Origin of the sequence: Rhodococcus sp. NPDC057135, assembly GCF_042670865.1 — a bacterium.
Taxonomy (GTDB): Bacteria; Actinomycetota; Actinomycetes; order Mycobacteriales; family Mycobacteriaceae; genus Rhodococcus_F.
Genome location: NZ_JBHUUU010000009.1, coordinates 182,309 through 200,643 on the forward strand (window position 1 = coordinate 182,309; position 18,335 = coordinate 200,643).

At 62.6% G+C, this 18,335-nt stretch carries 19 protein-coding genes and 1 riboswitch; of the genes, 9 read left to right on the forward strand and 10 right to left on the reverse strand.

Going from position 1 to position 18,335, the window contains the following annotated elements:
- The first annotated feature begins 92 nt into the window (after positions 1 to 92).
- On the forward strand, positions 93 to 527 hold the full coding sequence (locus tag ACFT1A_RS18700; RefSeq protein WP_003945839.1) for an OsmC family protein: 435 nt from the start codon (positions 93 to 95) through the stop codon (positions 525 to 527).
- On the opposite strand, the gene ACFT1A_RS18705 is transcribed toward ACFT1A_RS18700, so the two are convergent.
- Positions 502 to 984, reverse strand: coding sequence for a hypothetical protein (locus tag ACFT1A_RS18705; RefSeq protein WP_378448182.1), 483 nt, complete (start codon positions 982 to 984; stop codon positions 502 to 504). The genes ACFT1A_RS18700 and ACFT1A_RS18705 overlap by 26 nt on opposite strands.
- Entirely contained in the window at positions 981 to 1,496 is a 516-nt protein-coding gene (locus ACFT1A_RS18710) for a DUF4352 domain-containing protein (RefSeq protein WP_378448183.1), read from the reverse strand. The genes ACFT1A_RS18705 and ACFT1A_RS18710 overlap by 4 nt, the downstream gene beginning before the upstream one ends.
- Positions 1,497 to 1,520: 24 nt before the next feature.
- Here ACFT1A_RS18710 and ACFT1A_RS18715 point away from each other — a divergent pair, with 24 nt between their 5' ends.
- The 3 genes from ACFT1A_RS18715 to ACFT1A_RS18725 are packed head-to-tail and all read left to right on the forward strand — an operon-like array spanning position 1,521 to position 4,278.
- Positions 1,521 to 2,876 (forward strand): sensor histidine kinase, encoded by a 1,356-nt coding sequence (locus ACFT1A_RS18715; protein WP_378448184.1) that lies wholly within the window; start codon positions 1,521 to 1,523, stop codon positions 2,874 to 2,876.
- A 48-nt stretch (positions 2,877 to 2,924) separates the two neighbouring features.
- Positions 2,925 to 3,578 (forward strand): response regulator, encoded by a 654-nt coding sequence (locus ACFT1A_RS18720; RefSeq protein WP_378448185.1) that lies wholly within the window; start codon positions 2,925 to 2,927, stop codon positions 3,576 to 3,578.
- A gap of 55 nt (positions 3,579 to 3,633) precedes the next feature.
- Positions 3,634 to 4,278, forward strand: a complete 645-nt coding sequence (locus ACFT1A_RS18725; RefSeq protein WP_378448186.1) for a DsbA family protein — start codon at positions 3,634 to 3,636, stop codon at positions 4,276 to 4,278.
- On the opposite strand, the gene ACFT1A_RS18730 is transcribed toward ACFT1A_RS18725, so the two are convergent.
- On the reverse strand, positions 4,257 to 5,525 hold the full coding sequence (locus tag ACFT1A_RS18730; protein ID WP_378448274.1) for a GAF domain-containing protein: 1,269 nt from the start codon (positions 5,523 to 5,525) through the stop codon (positions 4,257 to 4,259). The genes ACFT1A_RS18725 and ACFT1A_RS18730 overlap by 22 nt on opposite strands.
- A gap of 58 nt (positions 5,526 to 5,583) precedes the next feature.
- Entirely contained in the window at positions 5,584 to 6,363 is a 780-nt protein-coding gene (locus tag ACFT1A_RS18735; RefSeq protein ID WP_378448187.1) for an acetoin reductase, read from the reverse strand.
- 220 nt (positions 6,364 to 6,583) lie between these two features.
- Here ACFT1A_RS18735 and ACFT1A_RS18740 point away from each other — a divergent pair, with 220 nt between their 5' ends.
- Positions 6,584 to 7,729 (forward strand): hypothetical protein, encoded by a 1,146-nt coding sequence (locus ACFT1A_RS18740; RefSeq protein ID WP_378448188.1) that lies wholly within the window; start codon positions 6,584 to 6,586, stop codon positions 7,727 to 7,729.
- Positions 7,730 to 7,869: 140 nt separating this feature from the next.
- Positions 7,870 to 9,741 carry an NAD(P)-binding domain-containing protein gene (locus ACFT1A_RS18745; protein ID WP_378448189.1) on the forward strand — a complete coding sequence of 624 codons (1,872 nt, stop codon included), beginning with the start codon at positions 7,870 to 7,872 and terminating at the stop codon, positions 9,739 to 9,741.
- Between the two features lie 57 nt (positions 9,742 to 9,798).
- Here the strand turns inward: ACFT1A_RS18745 and ACFT1A_RS18750 are convergent, their stop codons facing one another.
- The 3 genes from ACFT1A_RS18750 to mhuD form a co-directional block, all read right to left on the reverse strand.
- A complete protein-coding gene (locus ACFT1A_RS18750; RefSeq protein ID WP_378448190.1) occupies positions 9,799 to 10,575 on the reverse strand; it encodes a CbtA family protein in 777 nt (258 codons plus the stop codon).
- Positions 10,566 to 10,760 carry a CbtB domain-containing protein gene (locus ACFT1A_RS18755; protein WP_003945915.1) on the reverse strand — a complete coding sequence of 65 codons (195 nt, stop codon included), beginning with the start codon at positions 10,758 to 10,760 and terminating at the stop codon, positions 10,566 to 10,568. The genes ACFT1A_RS18750 and ACFT1A_RS18755 overlap by 10 nt, the downstream gene beginning before the upstream one ends.
- Before the next feature lie 24 nt (positions 10,761 to 10,784).
- Positions 10,785 to 10,924: riboswitch (cobalamin riboswitch) on the reverse strand.
- 88 nt (positions 10,925 to 11,012) lie between these two features.
- Positions 11,013 to 11,321, reverse strand: a complete 309-nt coding sequence (mhuD, locus tag ACFT1A_RS18760) for a mycobilin-forming heme oxygenase MhuD (RefSeq protein WP_007726927.1) — start codon at positions 11,319 to 11,321, stop codon at positions 11,013 to 11,015.
- A 45-nt stretch (positions 11,322 to 11,366) separates the two neighbouring features.
- On the opposite strand from mhuD, the gene ACFT1A_RS18765 reads away from it, so the two are divergent.
- Complete coding sequence (locus ACFT1A_RS18765) at positions 11,367 to 12,104, forward strand: alpha/beta fold hydrolase (RefSeq protein WP_378448191.1); 738 nt, start codon at positions 11,367 to 11,369, stop codon at positions 12,102 to 12,104.
- Here ACFT1A_RS18765 and ACFT1A_RS18770 read toward each other — a convergent pair.
- The gene (locus ACFT1A_RS18770; RefSeq protein ID WP_317827590.1) at positions 12,089 to 12,514 is read right to left on the reverse strand and encodes an HIT domain-containing protein; all 426 of its coding nucleotides are present in this window, start codon (positions 12,512 to 12,514) and stop codon (positions 12,089 to 12,091) included. The two genes, ACFT1A_RS18765 and ACFT1A_RS18770, sit on opposite strands and share 16 nt — an antisense overlap.
- Positions 12,515 to 12,552: 38 nt before the next feature.
- Positions 12,553 to 15,243: a LuxR C-terminal-related transcriptional regulator gene (locus ACFT1A_RS18775; protein ID WP_378448192.1), complete on the reverse strand. Its 2,691-nt coding sequence runs from the start codon at positions 15,241 to 15,243 to the stop codon at positions 12,553 to 12,555.
- Positions 15,244 to 15,467: 224 nt separating this feature from the next.
- On the opposite strand from ACFT1A_RS18775, the gene ACFT1A_RS18780 reads away from it, so the two are divergent.
- Together ACFT1A_RS18780 and ACFT1A_RS18785 are read left to right on the forward strand one after the other, a co-directional pair.
- Entirely contained in the window at positions 15,468 to 16,376 is a 909-nt protein-coding gene (locus tag ACFT1A_RS18780; protein WP_378448193.1) for a hypothetical protein, read from the forward strand.
- 49 nt (positions 16,377 to 16,425) lie between these two features.
- The gene (locus ACFT1A_RS18785; protein WP_378448194.1) at positions 16,426 to 17,442 is read left to right on the forward strand and encodes a hypothetical protein; all 1,017 of its coding nucleotides are present in this window, start codon (positions 16,426 to 16,428) and stop codon (positions 17,440 to 17,442) included.
- Here the strand turns inward: ACFT1A_RS18785 and ACFT1A_RS18790 are convergent.
- The gene (locus tag ACFT1A_RS18790; protein WP_378448195.1) at positions 17,439 to 18,320 is read right to left on the reverse strand and encodes an A/G-specific adenine glycosylase; all 882 of its coding nucleotides are present in this window, start codon (positions 18,318 to 18,320) and stop codon (positions 17,439 to 17,441) included. The two genes, ACFT1A_RS18785 and ACFT1A_RS18790, sit on opposite strands and share 4 nt — an antisense overlap.
- Between the last annotated feature and the right edge of the window lie 15 nt (positions 18,321 to 18,335).

Below are 18,335 nucleotides of genomic sequence, written 5' to 3' on the forward strand. Positions count from 1 at the left end.
CCGAAACAGTAGGTGTGACTTCACGTATCGCGGGTAGGTTCGTGATCGCAAGGCGTTCACCGAATCATGTGAAGACGGAAGTAGGGACAGCAATGCCAACTCGTACCGCACGCACCGCCTGGAACGGCACCCTCGAGGCCGGATCGGGACAGGTGGAACTCACCAGCTCGGGCGTCGCCACCTTCGACGTGTCGTTCCCCAAGCGCGCAGCTGAGGAGGCCGGCGGAACCACCAGCCCCGAGGAACTCATCGCCGCGGCACACTCGTCCTGCTACGCGATGCAGTTGTCGGCCCTGATCGCCGAGGCCGGCGGAACCCCGCAGAGCCTCGACATCACCGCGGACGTGTCACTCGGCCCCGACACGGTCGGCTTCAAGCTCACCGGAATCAAGCTCACCGTTCGCGCCGAGGTCGACGGCCTCGACGCCGACGGTTTTGCCAAGGTTGCCCAGGCGGCCAAGGAAACCTGCCCGATCAGCAAGGCACTCACCGGCGTCGACATCACGTTGGACGCGGCCCTGGACTGACCATCTCGTGCTCGGGCGCCCCCTCCGGCGCCCGAGTGCGGTGGTGTGTGACGACCAGGTAGCTCGCGAACAGTATCGGGAGTACCCACAGATCCGAGGGATCGCGAAAGACCACGATCGGCAAGAGATCTCCGCGGAATCCTCCTGCGGTCAGGCGGAGAAACCCGATCACCCACTCGTACGCGTCGCCGATCGGCGGTACCACCTTCACGGCGGCGAAGCCGATTCCCGTGACTGTGATGGACCAGGCGATCGCTGCTCGCCCCACCAGGCTTCGCCTGAGCACCTCGAGAACCGAGAGAAGAAGCAGGGGAAACAAGAACACGCCGGCGACGTCGGACAGCTTGCCCGTCATCGTGTTCCCGAAGGCTCCTTTGAGTACGTGGTCATTGACCAAGATGACGGCCACCGAGACCAGCGCCCACGGACTCAGCAGCAGATCGCCCGGACGGTTCACGACAGGTTGATCGTTGCCGAGCCGGACGAGAACAGATCGCACTTGAACTGAAGGCGCAGACCGGTGGCGGCTTCGGGGACCTCGTACGCCAATTCGCCTCGCTTGGCAGCGCCCGGCGCAAGTTCTCCGTCGACACTCGACGTGCTGCTGTCGGTGAACGTGATGTTGTACGACTTGTTTGCCGAGTCCTGCATTTCGAAGCACATCATCGACGAGACCGTCGACGGCTTGTCACTGTTGTTGGTGACCTCGGTGTCGACGACGACGTAGCGGTTTCCGGGATCCGCGGTGATGAACTGATTGGTCGAGACGTAAGGATCGACAACGCCGTGTACCTGGACGCGCCAGTCGCCCAGTTCGACGACGTCGCCGATTCCGAACGCAGCCGCAGGTGCGGCGGACGAACCGTTGTCGTCGACCTTCTTCGCTTCGTCGGTCTCGCCCGAGGCGATGGTGGCGAACAGGGCTGCGCCGACGGCGAGGAGGGCGAGGGGAGTGCGGAGTGATCGCATGATGTGCGCCTTTCGAGAGTTGGTATGGCACAAGTCAACGATGTGGGGACCGCTCACCGCTTCAGTCGAAAGATCGGGGCGCCTCATCCTTTCGGTCGGAGCTTGACTGTTCGTCCACCCGTTCGGCTGATTCGAGGCGTCGGTGGCGGTCGATACGCTTGCTCGGTGATCACCACTAAAGGAACTGTTGTGCGACGACGCGTGTGGACTACCGCCGCCGTCGCGTTCAGCATCTTCTGCTCGATCATGACGGTGACCATCGCCGGTTCGTCGGGAAACATGCCACCGGTGCTCGTCGGTATCGGGTTCGTCCTGGGCGTGGCCGGCGGGGTATCGCTTGTCTGGCGCCACCAATATCCCTGGGTAGTTCTGGCGATCACGCTGGTCGGCCCGTTGTTCTTCCCCACAGATGCGACGGCGGCACTCATCGCGTTGTTCGCCGTTGCCCGTATCGCGCGTGGGCCTAGGCTTGCGGTCGCTGCGGTAGCCGTTTACGTCGTGTGCGGAATTTCGTTGACCTACGACGCTTTTCGAAATCGTGAGTACTCCGTTCTCACGATGGGCACCGCGAAACCCAAGGACGGTTCGGCGGTCGTTCAATACGACGTCGCCATCTGGATCCCGTGGCTCGTCGCGGCCGTCATGGTCGGCATCGTCGTGGCGCTCTCGCTCCTGATTCGGACCAGAACCGAGCTCGTCGAGGCCGAGCACGTACGGGATCTGGCCACTGAGAAAACAGACGTGATGCGTGACGAGATGATTCGCACCGAAGAGCGAACGCGGATCGCGCGCGACATGCACGACACGATCGCGGCCAGTTTGAGCCGGATTTCGTTGTTCGCCGGTGGGTTGCAGGTCAGCGCGGCAGACAATCCAGAGAAGGTCGTCAACACCGCTGCGATGATCAGAACCACCGCGCACGAGGCTTTGGACGAATTGAAGGGAATCGTCGGAGTGCTCAGGGGAAGCGGTGATCGTCGCGAACACGGCGGGCACCAGGGGATCGACGCGATCGGCGATCTGGTCAACGGTGCACGCGCCGCGGGCATTCACTGCCGTCTCGAATCGGAGTTGCTCCCGGGTGATGTCGGAATGTTGGCGGGGCACGTCTGTTATCGCGTCGTGCAGGAGTCACTGACCAATGTCCAGAAATACGCGAGCGATCAGATACTCGTTATTTCGGTGACCGGGTCGCCGCACGACGGAATTCGTATCCTTGCACGCAACAAGCTCAGCGAGCTTGCGCCCATGACGTCCATCGGTTCGCGGTCAGGTCTACGCGGGTTGGCCGAACAGGCGCGGGAGATCGGCGGCAAGGTCGAGGCAGGCGCGCTGGGGGACGATTTTCTCGTCAGTTGCTGGGTGCCCTGGTCGTCGTAGCCCGCCTACTCTCCAACTGTCGGGGGCTCTGGGTAATCTGAGCGCACTATGGACGCTGACTCGCGAATCACAGTTTTGATCGTCGACAACGACGCCTGGGTTCGGCGCGGGATGAAGGACATCCTGGAAGCAGCGTCGGACATCGTGGTGGTTGCCGAGGCCGAGGACGGCGATCAGGTCGCAGCCAAGGTCACGCGTTTTCGTCCCCACGTGGTGCTGATGGATCTGAAAATGGCACGGGTCGGCGGCTTGGCGGCCACCCGAGAATTGATGTCGACGAGCAATCCGCCGAAGGTCATCGCGATGACTGCCTTCGATGTCGACGACATGGTTGTGCAGGCAGTCGAGGCGGGCGCGCACAGTTTCCTGAGCAAGGATGCGGCCCCGCAGGCGTTCCAGCAGGCAGTACGGGTGGTGGCGTCGGACCACTCGTTGTTCAGCTCCGATTCTCTACGCGCCATCGTGGCCTCGTCGCCGCGTCGGCAGGCACCCGATCAGACTCCGCTCGCTTCGCTCACCGAGCGTGAGCGTGAAGTGCTGACAATCCTGGCGACGGGCGTGGCCAACAGCGTCATCGCGGAACGGCTGTACCTCGGTGAGACCACCGTCAAGACGCATATCTCTTCGCTGTTCGCCAAGCTCGGTGTGCCCAACCGGGTGAGTGCGTCGTTGATCGCGTTCCGGTGTGGCCTGGTCACGTGACTCGGGACTAATCCCGCCCCTGTTTGTTGTTGCACCTTCGGTGACTGATCAAATCGTGATTGACCAAGACGTGACCATCGAAGTGTGGTCGGACGTTGCTTGTCCGTGGTGCTACATCGGAAAGACCAGGTTCCTCTCGGCTCTGGATCGTTTCGAGAACAAGGACCGCGTCAACGTCATCTGGCGTTCGTACCAGCTCGCTCCGGAGACTCCGGTGGGAGAAGGGCGCACCGAACTCGACGCCCTGGTCGAGATGAAGGGTATGGCGCCTGATCAGGTACGTCAGATGTTCGCCCAGGTCAGCGCGACGGCAGCCGAGGTCGGGTTGACCTTGGACTTCGAAACCGTGATCGCCGCCAACACCTTTGATGCACACAGGTTGCTGCATCTCGCGGGCGAGCGGCAGAACGAACTCCTCGAAGCGCTGTTCAAGGCTCACTTCAGCGACGGTAAGGTGATCGACGACCGTGAGGTGCTGGTCGAGCTGGCAGTAAGCGTTGGCCTCGACGCCGATGTCGTGCGCGAGCAACTCGACTCCGATGCCGCCGCGGAGGCGGTACGCGAGGATCTGTCCATGGCGCGCCAACTCCAGGTCAGCGGTGTTCCGTTCTTCGTTGCTAACCGTGCGGTCGCGGTATCCGGCGCGCAGCCCGAAGAGGTGTTCTTGCAGTTGCTTACTCAGGCCTCCGAACCGGCCTGAGTAAGGCGAGCGGCACGAACAGCCGGCGCGTTCGAGAACGGCAACAGGTGTGCGCCGTCGTCGGGGCAGGAGAGCGTGACCTGTGCTGCGTCGACGAACCGGTACGGCTGTGCCGCAACAACTCCGGCGAGGTTCTTTCGCAGACGCGACATCTCGGCCCGCGCGGTCACCGTGCGGGCCGGATCTCCGAACAGATCCTGCGCCAACCGAGATGCCGTCAGTCCGCGCCTCTCGGATCCGAGGAGGAACAGAATCTCCGCATGTCGCTGGGTCGGGGAGTACGCCCATTCGCCCAACCCCGACGTGACGGTCACCGACATGTTCTCGGAATCGCGCAGATCGATATGCACCGTGGGCGCGCTGATCTTCTCGCCGGTGGTGATCGGCCGAACCAGCCACCCGCCGGGAAGCGGATCCAGTTCGCACAGGCCCAGGGCGGGGAACCACGTCCTGCCGGGAGCCAAAGCTGCGGGGAGCAGCACGCGCGAGCGATGGGGTAGCGCGTCGACCGCCGCTACCCAGCCATGCGTATCGATCACCAATGCAGGTGATCCGCTCCGTGCAAGCATCGGCCCTGCAACAGAACGTAATTGATCGAGATTGTCCCGATGCTTGTCGCGCAGGTGTGATTGGGCAAGACGTGCGACGGCGTCGACGAGAGCGAGTGTGGTGGGGTGGACGGTCTTGGCGGGGCCACTGATGTCGACTACGCCGATGACACGGTCGTCCCGCGGATCGCGGATGGGTGCGCCCGCACAGGTCCACGGATGATGGCTGCGCGCATAGTGTTCCGCCGAGAAGATCTGAACCGCCTGCCGTGACACCAATGCGGTTCCGATGGCATTGGTGCCGACGCTGTCCTCGGCCCAGTTCGCGCCTTCGACAAACCCGAGCCGCGCAGCCTGATCCAGTACGCGATGGGACCCGCTGCGCCACAGCACAGTTCCACGAAGATCCGCGACGACCATGATGTTCTCGCCGCTTGCGGTGACCGATTCGAGTCCACGCGTGACGTCGTCGAGCACGTCGTACAGTCCGGACTCACGGCGGCGGAGATCGAGTTCGGCTACGTCCATGGACGGTTCGACCCGGTTGTGCTCGGGGTCGATACCGAGTTCACGCAGGCGCTGCCACGATTGGCGCACCACGTCTCTGGGGCGTGCCGGTGCGCGGTCTCCGGCCATCGTCGCGTCGTACACCGCGGCGAGGGTCCTCGCGTAGTCGCGAGGATCCTCGCCGGGTGGCATCGCGGGCTCGGGCAACCGCTTTTTCGGCGAAGTCACCGTTTTCAGCGAAGACACCACTTCAGCGGTAGACGAGGCCGCCGTCGATCAAGCCGGCCTGTCCGGTCATGTAGTCGGAATCGGGCCCGGCAAGGTACGAGACGAAACCGGCTACGTCGTCCGGGGTTTCAGCGCGCCCCAGAGCAATTCCGCCGACGAACTTCTCGTAGGTGGCACCCTCGGGCGCACCGGTCAGTTCGGCGAATCTCTTGTCGATCGTCACCCACATGTCGGTTCCCACAACGCCGGGGCAGTACGCGTTGACGGTGATTCCGTCGGATGCGTATTCCTTGGCCGCAGCCTGTGTGAGTGCCCGGACCGCGAATTTTGTTGCGCTGTAGACACCTAGCATGGCGAATCCGTCGTGGCCGGCGATGGACGACGCGTTGATGATCTTTCCGCGCTGACCCAGTGCTTGGAACTTTGCTGCTGCCGCCTGAATTCCCCACAGGACGCCGTCGACGTTGACGCTCCAGATCTTGGAGACCTCTTCCGGCGTCGCGTCGGAGATCGGGCCGACGAGAGCGATTCCCGCGTTGTTGACGATGACGTCGAATCCGCCCAATTCCTGGTGTGCGTGTTCGACGGCTGCGTTGACCTGCGCTCGATCGCTGACGTCGGCGACAAAAGTGGTTGTGCGACGCCCGATCTGTCGAATTTCGTCGGCAACCGCATCCAACTTGGTCTGGTCGAGGTCGACCAATGCGATGTCGGCGCCGTCGTGGGCGAGGCGGAGTGCGATTCCGCGTCCGATGCCTTGGCCGGCGCCGGTGACCAGTACTACCTTGCCCGTGATGCTCATGCAGTTTCTCCTCGTAAGCAGTGAACCGGTTGCCTGGGAACCGATGAGTGATTTGTATGTGACGGCGACCACAATGCGGAAGGGTTGCACTGTGTTGCAATTCCGGAAAATCGGACATCGCTTGCAACCCTCGGCAACCCTCCCGGTGCCCCGCGCAACAGCTTCATAGTTGCGCCACCACTTCGCGAATCATCTTGCGAGACAATCTGGGAGAGGGAACATGACCGCTACAGTCGACACACCCACAGAACCGGCGACGCCGAGTCGGCAGCCGTCACGCCGCTGGATCGGGTTCGGGATCGCCAACCTCCTGATCGTTCTCGTGCTGGCCGTGGCGAGTTGGTACCTTCTGGCCGATCCGACCACCAGTCCGTGGAATTTCTACCCTTTGCCGTTCAATGCGGCGCTTTTCTGGGCGATCCTCTTTGTGGTGTTCATCGGCTTCAACTGCGAGTTCGCCGGCTTCGATCGACTTCCGCAGCCGGCGAAGGGCCTGGCGATCATGGTCGCGACCGCGGTCTTCGCCGTCGTGGTGACGTGGCTCCTGGCAAAAGGCTTGGGGAGCTTGTACCCGGATTTCGCGGCCGATCGTGAGGGCGGCCTCGGCTATTTCGCGGGTGCGTTGTTCGTGCTCTTCGGCTTCGGGACCTGGGTGATGGTGGTCCTGAACTGGCAGCATTGGCCGTGGACTTCCCTGGGGATGAAGCAGCCGCTGGTGGGATTGTGTGAGATCGCGTTTGTCGCCGTTCCGACGCTGGCGCTGTACTTCGTCTTCGGCCTGCCGTCCGTGTCGCTCTCTGCCACCGACCCGTTGATGACCGTCGACACCGTACTCGGGTGGTTCTACTGCGTCGTGGTGGTCGTGATCCTGACCGGTCAGACGCTCGACAATTGGCCGTGGAGACTGTTCGGCGGCGGCGGAAAGACGGCACTCGCAGCCACTGTCGGCAACTTCGCCTTGGGAACAGGCTTGTACTTCGTGGCACTGCCGGTCGTGAAGACGCTGTTGGGCAGCGACGCCGTTGCCGAGTTGGGCGGCGTGGTCCATCAGTTTCCGGCTCAGCTCGGTGTGTGCTGGGCCTTCTGGATGATTTTCTGGGCCAACGCCTTCGGTAACAAACCGACGGGTTTTGCGGACGGGGTCAACTTGGCGATCCGCGCAGTGCTCACGTTTGTGCTGGCGGTGGTGACCTTCTTGTTCTATTACCGCTTTGCTGCAGAGCACATCCTTCACGAACCGGCAGTCGTCGACGGATTGCACGGCAATGCACTGGGTTTCGTGGACTGGGCCGTGCTGTGGACATTGTTCTACGTCGTGGGATTTCAGTCGCTGGGACTCGGGAAACTGAAGTCTGCCGAGGGGTGACCCGGTTGCCCGCACGAGGGTGCGGGCAACCGATATCGGGCGGCAGTACCGCGCCCAAGAATTGCAACAGACTGCAACGCTTGTGACCGGGGCCACTTATGAGATGTGCTGTGTGTCACATTCACAAACAAGGAGAAGTGATGACGCAAACCATCGATTCCGCAGTCACCCCCGAGGTGAAGCTGACGGCGGTGACACCTCAGGAGCGCGTCGACGCCTGGCTGGCGGACTTCGAGTCGGCACTCGCCGCTCGCGACATCGAGCGTATTGCAGGCAAGTTCGCGCTCGACAGCTTCTGGCGAGACTTGGTGTCGTTCACCTGGAACATCAAGACCGTCGAAGGTCGCGAGCAGATCGCCGACATGCTCTCCGAACGTCTCGACGACACCGATCCTTCGGGATTTCGGACCACCGAGACTCCCGACGAAGCCGACGGCGTCACGTCGGCCTGGATCGAATTCGAGACAGCAACCGGTCGTGCGCACGGGCACCTTCGTTTGAAGGGAGATGATCGGCGGGCAGGAGCGGAGCGACCCGGGGAATATGTCGCTTGGACCCTGCTGACGTCGCTGCAGGAGTTGAAGGGGCACGAAGAAGGCAAGGGCACTCGCCGGCCGCGGGGAGCGAAGCACGGTGCAGATCCGAACCGCGTCACGTGGGCTGAGCAGAAGGAGATCGAGGACCGCGAACTCGGTTACACCACACAGCCGTACGTCGTGATCGTCGGCGGCGGCCAGGGCGGTATCGCGCTCGGCGCCCGGATGCGTCAGCTCGGAGTTCCGGCCATCGTGATCGACAGCCACGAGCGACCCGGCGATCAGTGGCGTGGACGCTACAAGTCCCTGTGCCTGCACGATCCGGTCTGGTACGACCATCTGCCCTACATGCCGTTCCCCGACAACTGGCCGGTGTTCGCGCCCAAGGACAAGATCGGTGACTGGCTCGAGATGTACACCAAGGTCATGGAGGTTCCGTACTGGAGTTCCACGACCTGCACCTCCGCGTCGTTCGACGAGAAGACGCAGGAATGGACCGTCGAGGTCGACCGCAACGGCGAGAAGCTGACGTTGCGTCCCAAGCAGTTGGTGATGGCGACCGGTATGTCCGGCAAGGCCAACGTTCCGACGTTCCCCGGCCAGGACAAGTTCCTCGGCGATCAGCACCACTCGAGCAAGCACCCCGGACCGGATCAGTACGTGGGCAAGAAGGTCGTCGTGATCGGGGCCAACAATTCCTCGCACGACATCTGCGGCGCTCTGTGGGAGAACGGCATCGACGTCACCATGGTGCAGCGCAGCTCGACGCACATCGTGAAGTCGGATTCGCTGATGGATCTGGGCTTGGGCGATCTGTATTCGGAGCGCGCCCTCGCTGCGGGCATGACGACGCACAAGGCCGATCTCACGTTCGGTTCGCTGCCGTACCGGATCATGCACGAGTTCCAGATCCCGGTGTACGACGCAATCCGTGAGCGCGACAAGGACTTCTACGATCGCCTCGAGAAGGCGGGCTTCGAGCACGACTGGGGCGACGACGGTTCGGGCCTGTTCATGAAGTACCTACGACGCGGCTCGGGTTACTACATCGACGTCGGTGCGGCCGAACTGGTTGCCAACGGGGACATCAAGCTCGCGCACGGCAACATTCGTGAGCTGACCGAGAACAGCGTGATCCTCGAAGACGGTACGGAATTGCCCGCCGACGTGGTGGTCTACGCGACCGGCTACGGCTCGATGAACGGCTGGGTGGCGGATCTGATCGGGCAGGACACCGCGGACAAGGTCGGAAAGGTGTGGGGCCTCGGCTCGAACACGACCAAGGATCCGGGACCGTGGGAAGGCGAGCAGCGCAACATGTGGAAGCCGACGCAGCAGGAAGCGCTCTGGTTCCACGGCGGCAATCTGCATCAGTCGCGGCACTACTCGCTGTACCTCGCGCTGCAGTTGAAGGCGCGCTACGAGGGCATTCCGACGCCGGTGTACGGGCTGCAGGAAGTGCATCATCTGAGCTGAAAAAACTGCTGTGCGCCTTTATTAACCGCGGGAGGTTAATAAAGGCGCACAGCAGTTTCAGCGAAGGGCGTACTTCTTTGCCACGTCGGCGTTCTTGGTCGCGCGCTCGGTGAGGAAGGCAAATGCCAATCCGAGTACGAGCCATAGCGTCGCCTGCGTGGCGAGCGAGGAAAGTCGGAACTCCCACAGCAGAGTTGCCGGGAAATCCTCACCCACCTCGTTGATGCCGGGAAGCGAGACGTAACCGATCGCGACGATCACCAGGAACGCAGCCACCGGAGCAGCGATGCGCACACTGAGGAACTCGTGTCCGGAAACTGCCTTTGCCGCCGCGGCCGCCGCAGTGACGGACAGCAGTCCGAGAATCACGGCGGCCAGCCACAGCAGTGTCCGCTGGTTGATGGTGTCCGGATCTCCGACGGCCGGCGGGTTGGCCGGGTACTTGAAGAACGGCACAGCCTCGATGGCCAGCCAACCGCCGACGGCGATGGTGATCGCCAACAACGGCCCGGACATTCCGGTGAGTCGTCGCGCGTAATTGGCGACGACCGAGAAGATCGCGCCGAGGGCGAGTCCGGCGAGCGCTGTGGCCAGGAACAACCCGGCGCGCTGCCCGTCGCGGCTCACCAGTGGTTCTTCTTCGTCACCGTGCGAATGCCCAGCAGTTTCGCCGGCATGTTCTCCAGCAGCACTGTTGGCTTCTTCGATCGCAATGGCAGCGTTGACGTGCGGTTCACCCAGCACGAATGCAACACCGCCGGCAAGAATGCCCGCGATCAAACCAGCCAACAATCCACGAATGAGAAGCTTCGTGAAATTGTCGACTAGTGGCACGGCAGGCCCATCAAGTGGCGTCCGTCGTGCATCAATTCATGCATGTACATGCCGGTGCGAGAGATCGCGCCCTGGTCGAATCCGACCAGGTAGAGAGCCAGCATCGCGAACAGAACGACTGCAGCGGCGAGGAAAGCAAGACGAGTCGAATCGATCGACGTATCGGGAGAATAGGCGAGAGCCATCGAAGCCTCCTGGGATTTTCGCGTCCCCTAGGTCCATGCGATGGCCGAAGTGTCTGGCTGTCGAAATAGTCGTACCGAAAAAGGCACTTCACCTCGAATTACAGTGGCGCGACCGCTCCGGGCTTGCACCGGATTCCTGTCGGACCATCGCGTTTACAAGCGAACTTTTGCACTACCGCCTGCTCCGTGTCAACGCGTGAACCCGAGATGACCGTCGATTGTGCCCGCACGTGCGGGCACAATCGCTCGCGATCAGCTCTTGGCGGCTACGTCCAGGACAACTTCGAATTCGAGCAACGACGCACCCGAAGCGACAGGCTTCGCGCGTTCGCCGGAGTGTGCTTCGCGGGCGGGGCCGTCACGCCAGTCGGCGAACGCCTGCTCGGACTCCCACTGCGTCACCACGAAGTAGCGGCTCTCGCCGGCGGTGGGGCGGAGGAGCTGGAATCCGAGGAAGCCCGGGGAGTTCTCGACTGCGTGAGCGCGTGCTGCGAAGCGCTTCTCCAGTTCGGGGCCGGCGCCCTCGGGGACCTCGATTGCATTGATCTTCACGACTGCCATGCAAGCGACATTACCCGCGTACCTTCACCGCGTACCGTGACACTCGTGTTGCATGACGAAGGTGGAACGGGACAACCGATTCTGTTGTTGCACGGCCTCATGGGCAGCTCCCGAACGTGGCGTCGCCATGTGCCGTGGATCCGCGAGTTCGGCCACGTCTACACCTTCGACGCTGCCGGTCACGGCAGACCGGCGCCGGCGGAACTGACTACCGAGGCATTCGTCGAGGACCTGACATCGGCGGTTACCTCCATCGACGGTCCGATGATCGTGATCGGTCATTCGATGGGGGCTCTGCACGCGTGGTGCTTCGCCGCTGCGCATCCCGAGAAGGTGAGCGCCCTGGTCCTCGAAGACATGGCCCCGGACTTTCGCGGACGCACCGCAGCGGATTGGGCGCAGATGATTTCGGCGTGGCCGCAACCGTTTGCTTCCGAGGACGCGATGAAGGAATTCTTCGGCCCCGTCGCCGGCCAGTACTTTCTCGATTCCTTCGACCGGCGCGACGACGGGTGGTACCTGCACGGCGACGTGTCGACCTTCCGCGACATCTCGGAGGAGTGGGGCACGCGGCACTTCTGGGATCAGTGGAAGGCGATCGAGGCACCGACCTTGCTGATCGAGGGGGAGTTCACCATCACCCCAGAAGGACAGATGCGAGAGATGGCCGAGCGGCCGCAAACCCGGTACGTACGTATTGCCGACGCCGGTCACCTGGTCCACGACGATCAACCGCAGCGTTACCGCGACGTCGTGACGGAGTTCCTTCAGACGGTGAGCTGACTGCGGATCGACGAGCCCACCTGCTCCAGTTCGACGGCTCGTCTGGCCAGAAGTCCGGCAGCGAACTTCGCCTTGTCGCCGCGATGGCGGGGGACGACGTGCAGGTGCGAGTGGAACACGGTCTGGCCCGCGGCGCGACCGTCGTTGACCAGGAAGTTGACGCCGTCTGCGGCGATGTCGCAGCGCCGTAGAGCGCCGGCGATGAGCGTCCCGACGCGGAACATCTCTGCGCCCTCATGGCTTTCGAGAGCATCGAGATTTTCTGCATGACGTTTGGGGACCACGAGAGTGTGTCCGCGACTCACCGGTCGGGCGTCGAGAAATGCGAGAGTCGTCTCGCTCTCGTGAACGAGAATCGCCGGCTCGGTCAGTGCGACGATCTTGCAGAAGACGCAGGTATCGGTGCTCATGTCTACAGAATGTAGTCCGAATCAGATCCGATCCGGGACTACAGCAGGCGCAGTTGGCGTGCCTTCGTGATCGCTTCGTTTCGATTGTGTACGTCGAGCTTCTTGTAGAGAGTGCGTAGTTGAGTCTTGACGGTGTTGACGGAGACGTACAGTTTGTCCGCCATCGCGGCCGACCCCATTCCGATCGCCAGGAGTGAGAGGACCTTCTGTTCGCGTTCGGTCAGCTCCACGATGTGCACGAATTCCGGAAATAATTCAGCCCGAGGCATTTTCGCGAATTCGGCGAGTGCTCGCGAATTCGACTTCGCCATCGATTCGAGTTTCTCGACGTCTGTCGATGCGATGGTCGCGAACGAACGCAGAAGTCCGGTTTGGTCGGCGATACTGCACGCTCTGGACCATTCCTGAGCGGCGAGGCGTGGCTCACCCAATTCGGAGTGTGCAACCGCCTGCACCAGAAGCGATTCCATCTGTGCCCGTGGATAGGATTCGCCAGACCAGTCGAACTGGTGGCACAGCGCCACGGCGGCTTCGTTCTGGCCGATCCGTTGGCGTAAACGTGCCACGGACGCGAGCGTCCACGGGTTGGCTGCAGGATCGGCAATATCCTTGGCCAGTGCTGCTGCCTTGTTTCCCTCGCCGAGCGCGAGCAGGAGATCGATCTCGGCGGATTGCAACAAAGGGAGCGCGAAAGACGTGGCCGTGTACTGGATGGGATGCGCTTCAATCGCATTGTGGAGCAACGACAGAGCGGAAGATGCAGTGCCCTGAGTCAGGGCGAATTGGCTGTGCGCATAGACGACGAACGCCCACAGCTCCTCGGTGTCGGACGGAACGCCGAGTTCGGTCAATGCGATACGCGCGTCATCGAAGTCGAGCATGTCGAGAGCGGTGAGAGCCCGTGCCGTCAAGCCGGCGATCTTGACCACAGGTTCGAGCCAACCTCCGGGGTCCGGATGCTTCTGCTCGAGCTCGAACCAATGAGTGGCCTGTCGCGGCTCACCTGCCAGCGCCCAATTCAGCGCGGCACTGCCGGCAGAGTTGCGAGCGATGAAGTCGACTCCCTGAGACAGAGCACCGTGGTATGCCATTCGCGCTTTGATCGTGGATTCGGTGAGTCTGCCGCTCAATTGAAAATTGATCGCCCATTGAAGTCGCATGAGGGGGAGCTGTGCGCTGACGGATTCCGGGTTGTTCTCCAGCGCACTACGACTGAGGTGAGCCAGGCGCCTGGTGGTCTCTGCCGCGAGTCCGTACTCGCCCGCCATCCTGAGCCTGATCGATTGGACGCAGCCGATGCTGAGGGCGTCTTTCGCCCCTGCCTCGGCACCGAGTTTCCACAGTTCGGCGGGCGATTCGGGCAGCGAGTCGACGACACTCGCGCGCTTGCTCGGATGCATGGTGAACAAGGCGCGGCCGGCCTCGACAGCGGAGTGTTTGTCGGCTGCCTCCACCGGAATCCGTTGAAGTGCAGAGCGAACCGTGTCCAAGCTGCTCACGATCATCGTCACCCAATGTTGTTCGACGATGTCTACTGCCAGGGTCCAATTCTGTGCCTCGATCGCGTAGTCCAGCGCCGACGCGTGATGACCGCCGTCGAGTCGATTGTGGGCAAGGAATGAAAGACGTTGCGACGGTTCGATTCCAGCGCGGGTGTGGCGCGCGATTAATGATTGCCGAATCGCGGGCGACAATTCCCAGGTCTCGTCGGCCTCGCTTTCTGCACGCGAGAGTAATCCGGCAGTCTCCAGTGTCACCAGTCTCGCCCGAATTCGGCGAACGGTCTCTGCAGCATCGTGGTGCTGGGACTTGAACAGGACTGCGGCGATGTCGACGGTGATCGATCGAGCAAAGGTGATCGCGAGCAGGAACTCGTGTTGCTTCACGCGCTCGGCGATGGTGAGGACGGAACCAGTCACGTAGTCGTCTATCGCCTGCGCGATGTTCTTTTCGATTACCGGCCGGCGGTTGTCGACGCCTGGGGCCTCTTCGACTGCGGCAACGGCGGCGCGGACCAGCGCGGGAAGCCCGCCGGTCAAAGATGTGATTCTCTCTGCATCACCCGCAGCCGTCTGGGCGTCTGTCTGTTCCAGTAGGTGGGCGGTATCGGCTGCCGTGAACAACAACTCGCCCGCGCTGACAACCTCATGATCTGTGTCGAGAAGGTACGGCTCGGAGAACATGCCGAAGCCTGAGAGCGTCACTACGAGGTCAAGATTGTGGCAGCGAGTGAGGAGTTCGATCAATTGATCGTCCAATTCCGGTTCCGGCACCAGGTCCGGCCTGATCAAAACGAGCAGCACGGGGCGGGGCAGATCGTTCAAGGATTTGATGATCGCGGTGAAAGGATCGGCGAGATCACCGGCGTCGGGTAATGCTATCCCGGCGGCGTGAATTCGCTCCAGGACCAGTGCCCAGAAGGTTGCGAGTGTCGATGAAGGAGGTGGCGCCGAGACCCACACGAGAATTCGTTCGGAGGCCAGATTGGCGCGTAGCCACGACGCGATCAATGACGATTTTCCGTAGCCGTTCGGTGCACGGACGATGGTCAGAGCGGCGCGGCGGTCGAGTTTCGCGAACAGAGCCTGCCGGGGAATCGACACGGCAATCGTGCGTCTTTCGGGAATAGCTGCCCAGTCGTGGCCGTCCGTCCCGAACATCAACGCGGCCCCTTTCTCCTTGCGCGCCCCGCGGTAAATGGAGAGTTTGGGCGGATTGTCTCGATCCATCTATCTACAGGGAGGAGCGTAGCTGGTGCGAATCCAGAGCGTGCCATCCCGGGCAATTCACCCGGGACTTCACCCTGGGTGAGAGGAGTTCACCCACACAATCACGCCTTCACCATTGGCTTTCGAGTCCCTCGATCGACTTCTATGGAACGTAGCTCGGGATTCGCCAAATGCGGCCGAGAGTGCCCGCCAGGGGCCCGAGAGTCAGACATCGAAGGAGCGTCGTGAGAACTCGTCTGTCAGAGGTGTGGCCGAAGGCCGCTACGGTCGGATTCCGGCCGAGGGCGTGGCGCCGAGGACTACGAGGCATTGGCGTAGTTGTAGTGACCGGAGCTCTGGTGGTCGGTGCTGCTGTGCTCGGCGTGCTCCCGACACAGTCGGATGTTCGTTTGGCAGCCGAAGGAGAGTTCGCTCCCTTCACCGTCGAGTTGACGGCGATCGACGGCGCACCGCCCTTCGATCCCACTGACGGCCCGGGGCTCGATTCCGGACCGTCGAACGGCATTGTCCGAGAAGGTGATCCGGTGACGTACGTCTTCGACATCGGTGTTCGAGACAAACCGCTCTCGGACGTGGTGGTGCAACTTCCGGTACCCCGAGGCTTCACTCTGCCGTCCGTGCCGGACTATTGCGGAGACGGCTCGGGCGTCGACGAGGTCGGGTTATTGTGCCTGGTGGGGGATCTGGGTGCGGATCGATACTTCACGCGAACTGTGACGATGTCTGCGGGCAACCGGGAAGATGTCGACGGACTACCAATCGCGGCAGTGGTCACTGCAGATCGTGGTGCGGTGCGCGTGCGGTCAGGTGACGTCACTGTGCGGCTGTCGACTACTTCCGGAGTGTGTGATCCGCAAGGGAACTCTGTCGAGGGTCAGACGGTCCAGATGGATACGGTTGCGGCGAACGGGCAGATCTCAGGTCTGGTGACGTCCGGAATATCGGAAGCAGTGGCGATCGACGGTATCGATCAATGCGGCCACGCGATAGCGCGGACGGTGAAACCGTTCGAAGGTCGCTTCTCGTTTGTCGGACTTCTCCCGGGTGGGTATCGCGTCACGGTCGAGGGCCGAGCGCCGGTGGACGTCGTGCTGGAACCAGGCGCAATGGCGGTCAGTGGCCTGACGTTCTGATACAGCTCCGCAGTGATCTCGACCCCCGTAACAGTCAATGGAGGATCCAGTGCGTGAAAGCCTGGGCGTTGTATTCGAAAACAGTTCTATTTCAACCGCTCTCGTAGATGCCGACACTCCGCTACTCGGCTCGATCGACGAGTTCCGTCACCCGTGGGGTGCGGACGGGACTCTTCCCTCTGCGCAGGCGTCGGCACGCGCGCTCGCCTCCGCCGCCGAGGTCGCCACCAGCCGAGCCCTGCGCTCGAACCTGTGCCCCACCGTCGTCGGGGTGATGTGCGAGCGTACGGACGTGCGCGAACTTGTCCCGGATTTGTTGTCTTCCAGTACTTTCGAGAAAGTCGAGTTGGTCAACGGTCTGGACGCTCGCCTTGCCTACCTACGGACCGTGGACGCACTGAACGGTGTTTCGCCGATCCTCGCATTCTGGCCGGACGGCAGTGAGACTGTGATCGCGGCCATTGATCCGAGTACCGGCGTCGTGGACTCGGCTCACCGCTACGACACCGTCGAGTTGCTTGCAGACAGCTCGACATTTGCTGCGACTTTGGATCTGCTCGTCGCCGAACAAGACCCAGTTCCGAAGATGCTCGTCGCGATGCTGGTGAAGGAAGAGGCCAGGCAGCCCTGCGCCGAAGCCGCCGAACTGGCCGGGCTCGGCTTCCTGTTTCTGAGCGAGCGCACACAACTGGCGATCGGCGCTGCGCTGGTAGCGGCCGCGAGGGGAAATGAAGTTCGGCCTGGCGTGGCTGTTCAGCCCGTCAACAGGATCCGGTGGGCAGCGGCAATAGTGCTGCCGCTTCTGCTCATGCTGACGGGATTGCTGATCGCCCTCTCTCCGGACGGGTCGCACGCGGTGTCCACTGACAGCCCGAACGTCGGCGCCGAGCGTGCGACCTCGACCAGCGGGCCACCGCCAGGCGCTGCACTACCGATTCTGACCCTTCCGCCCTGCGAGCCGGTTGTACCCGTCGTTCCCGCTGCACTTCGGCGTTCGGATCCTGAAGTCGCACCACCCCAGACCGCAGAACCCGCAGCAGCATGCGACCCGATGCGAGTCGGTTAAGCCGTACCCTCGCCCGCCAGCGCAAACAGGCCGTCATCGGTCTGCTCGACCAGTCCGTCGACCAGCAGGGAATGCAACGCGCGGTCACGCTGACCAGGATCGGTCGGCCAGACGATGTCCAGTTGTGCGCGTTCGACCGGACGGTGACTCTCGCGCAGAACGGCCATCAATTTTCCACGTACCTGGCGATCGGTGCCGGCGAACTTCTGCACTTTCTTGGGCGGTCCGGTGTGTGCAGGCTTGCCCGACGCGACCCAGGCGCAGTTCGGCAACGGGCAGTTCTCGCAGTTCGGTGTGCGCGCCGTGCAGATCAGTGCGCCGAGTTCCATGAGAGCTGCGCTGTAGGTGGCGGCGCGCTCTCGCGTCCTCGGCAGTAGTGCCGCGACGTCGGCGAGGTCGCGCGTGTTGGATGGATTGCCAGGTTCCGCATTGCCATGGACGGCCCGCGCAACTACGCGTCGTACGTTGGTGTCCACTACCGGTACTCGCTGTCCGTACGCGAAGCACGCCACGGCGCGGGCGGTGTACGAACCGATTCCCGGCAGCGAGAGCAGGGTGTCGACGTCTTGCGGCACCACGTCACCGTGCTCGGCGGCCAGGACGCCGGCGCATTCGTGGAGGCGTAACGCGCGCCGTGGGTAACCGAGTTTGCCCCACGCGCGAAGCACTTCTGCCTGACTGGACGCCGCCATCGCCGACGGAACCGGCCAGCGCTCCACCCACTCTTCCCAGATGGGCGCAACGCGCACCACCGGAGTCTGCTGGAGCATGATCTCGCTCATCAGGATCTGCCAGGCACTGACGCCTTCACGTCGCCACGGCAGGTCACGGGCCGTATCGGAGTACCACTTCAGCAGCACCGAAGATTCCACTGCCACCGCTACCGACACACT

Bases quoted from the DNA above. Each gene is read 5' to 3' on its own strand.
- ACFT1A_RS18730 (WP_378448274.1), bottom strand. From the start codon at position 5,525: ATGCCACCCGGCGAGGATCCTCGCGACTACGCGAGGACCCTCGCCGCG.
- mhuD (WP_007726927.1), bottom strand. From the start codon at position 11,321: ATGGCAGTCGTGAAGATCAATGCAATCGAGGTCCCCGAGGGCGCCGGC.
- ACFT1A_RS18740 (WP_378448188.1), top strand. From the start codon at position 6,584: ATGACCGCTACAGTCGACACACCCACAGAACCGGCGACGCCGAGTCGG.
- ACFT1A_RS18720 (WP_378448185.1), top strand. From the start codon at position 2,925: ATGGACGCTGACTCGCGAATCACAGTTTTGATCGTCGACAACGACGCC.
- ACFT1A_RS18770 (WP_317827590.1), bottom strand. From the start codon at position 12,514: ATGAGCACCGATACCTGCGTCTTCTGCAAGATCGTCGCACTGACCGAG.
- ACFT1A_RS18755 (WP_003945915.1), bottom strand. From the start codon at position 10,760: ATGGCTCTCGCCTATTCTCCCGATACGTCGATCGATTCGACTCGTCTT.
- ACFT1A_RS18745 (WP_378448189.1), top strand. From the start codon at position 7,870: ATGACGCAAACCATCGATTCCGCAGTCACCCCCGAGGTGAAGCTGACG.
- ACFT1A_RS18735 (WP_378448187.1), bottom strand. From the start codon at position 6,363: ATGAGCATCACGGGCAAGGTAGTACTGGTCACCGGCGCCGGCCAAGGC.
- ACFT1A_RS18710 (WP_378448183.1), bottom strand. From the start codon at position 1,496: ATGCGATCACTCCGCACTCCCCTCGCCCTCCTCGCCGTCGGCGCAGCC.
- ACFT1A_RS18715 (WP_378448184.1), top strand. From the start codon at position 1,521: ATGGCACAAGTCAACGATGTGGGGACCGCTCACCGCTTCAGTCGAAAG.
- ACFT1A_RS18700 (WP_003945839.1), top strand. From the start codon at position 93: ATGCCAACTCGTACCGCACGCACCGCCTGGAACGGCACCCTCGAGGCC.
- ACFT1A_RS18775 (WP_378448192.1), bottom strand. From the start codon at position 15,243: ATGGATCGAGACAATCCGCCCAAACTCTCCATTTACCGCGGGGCGCGC.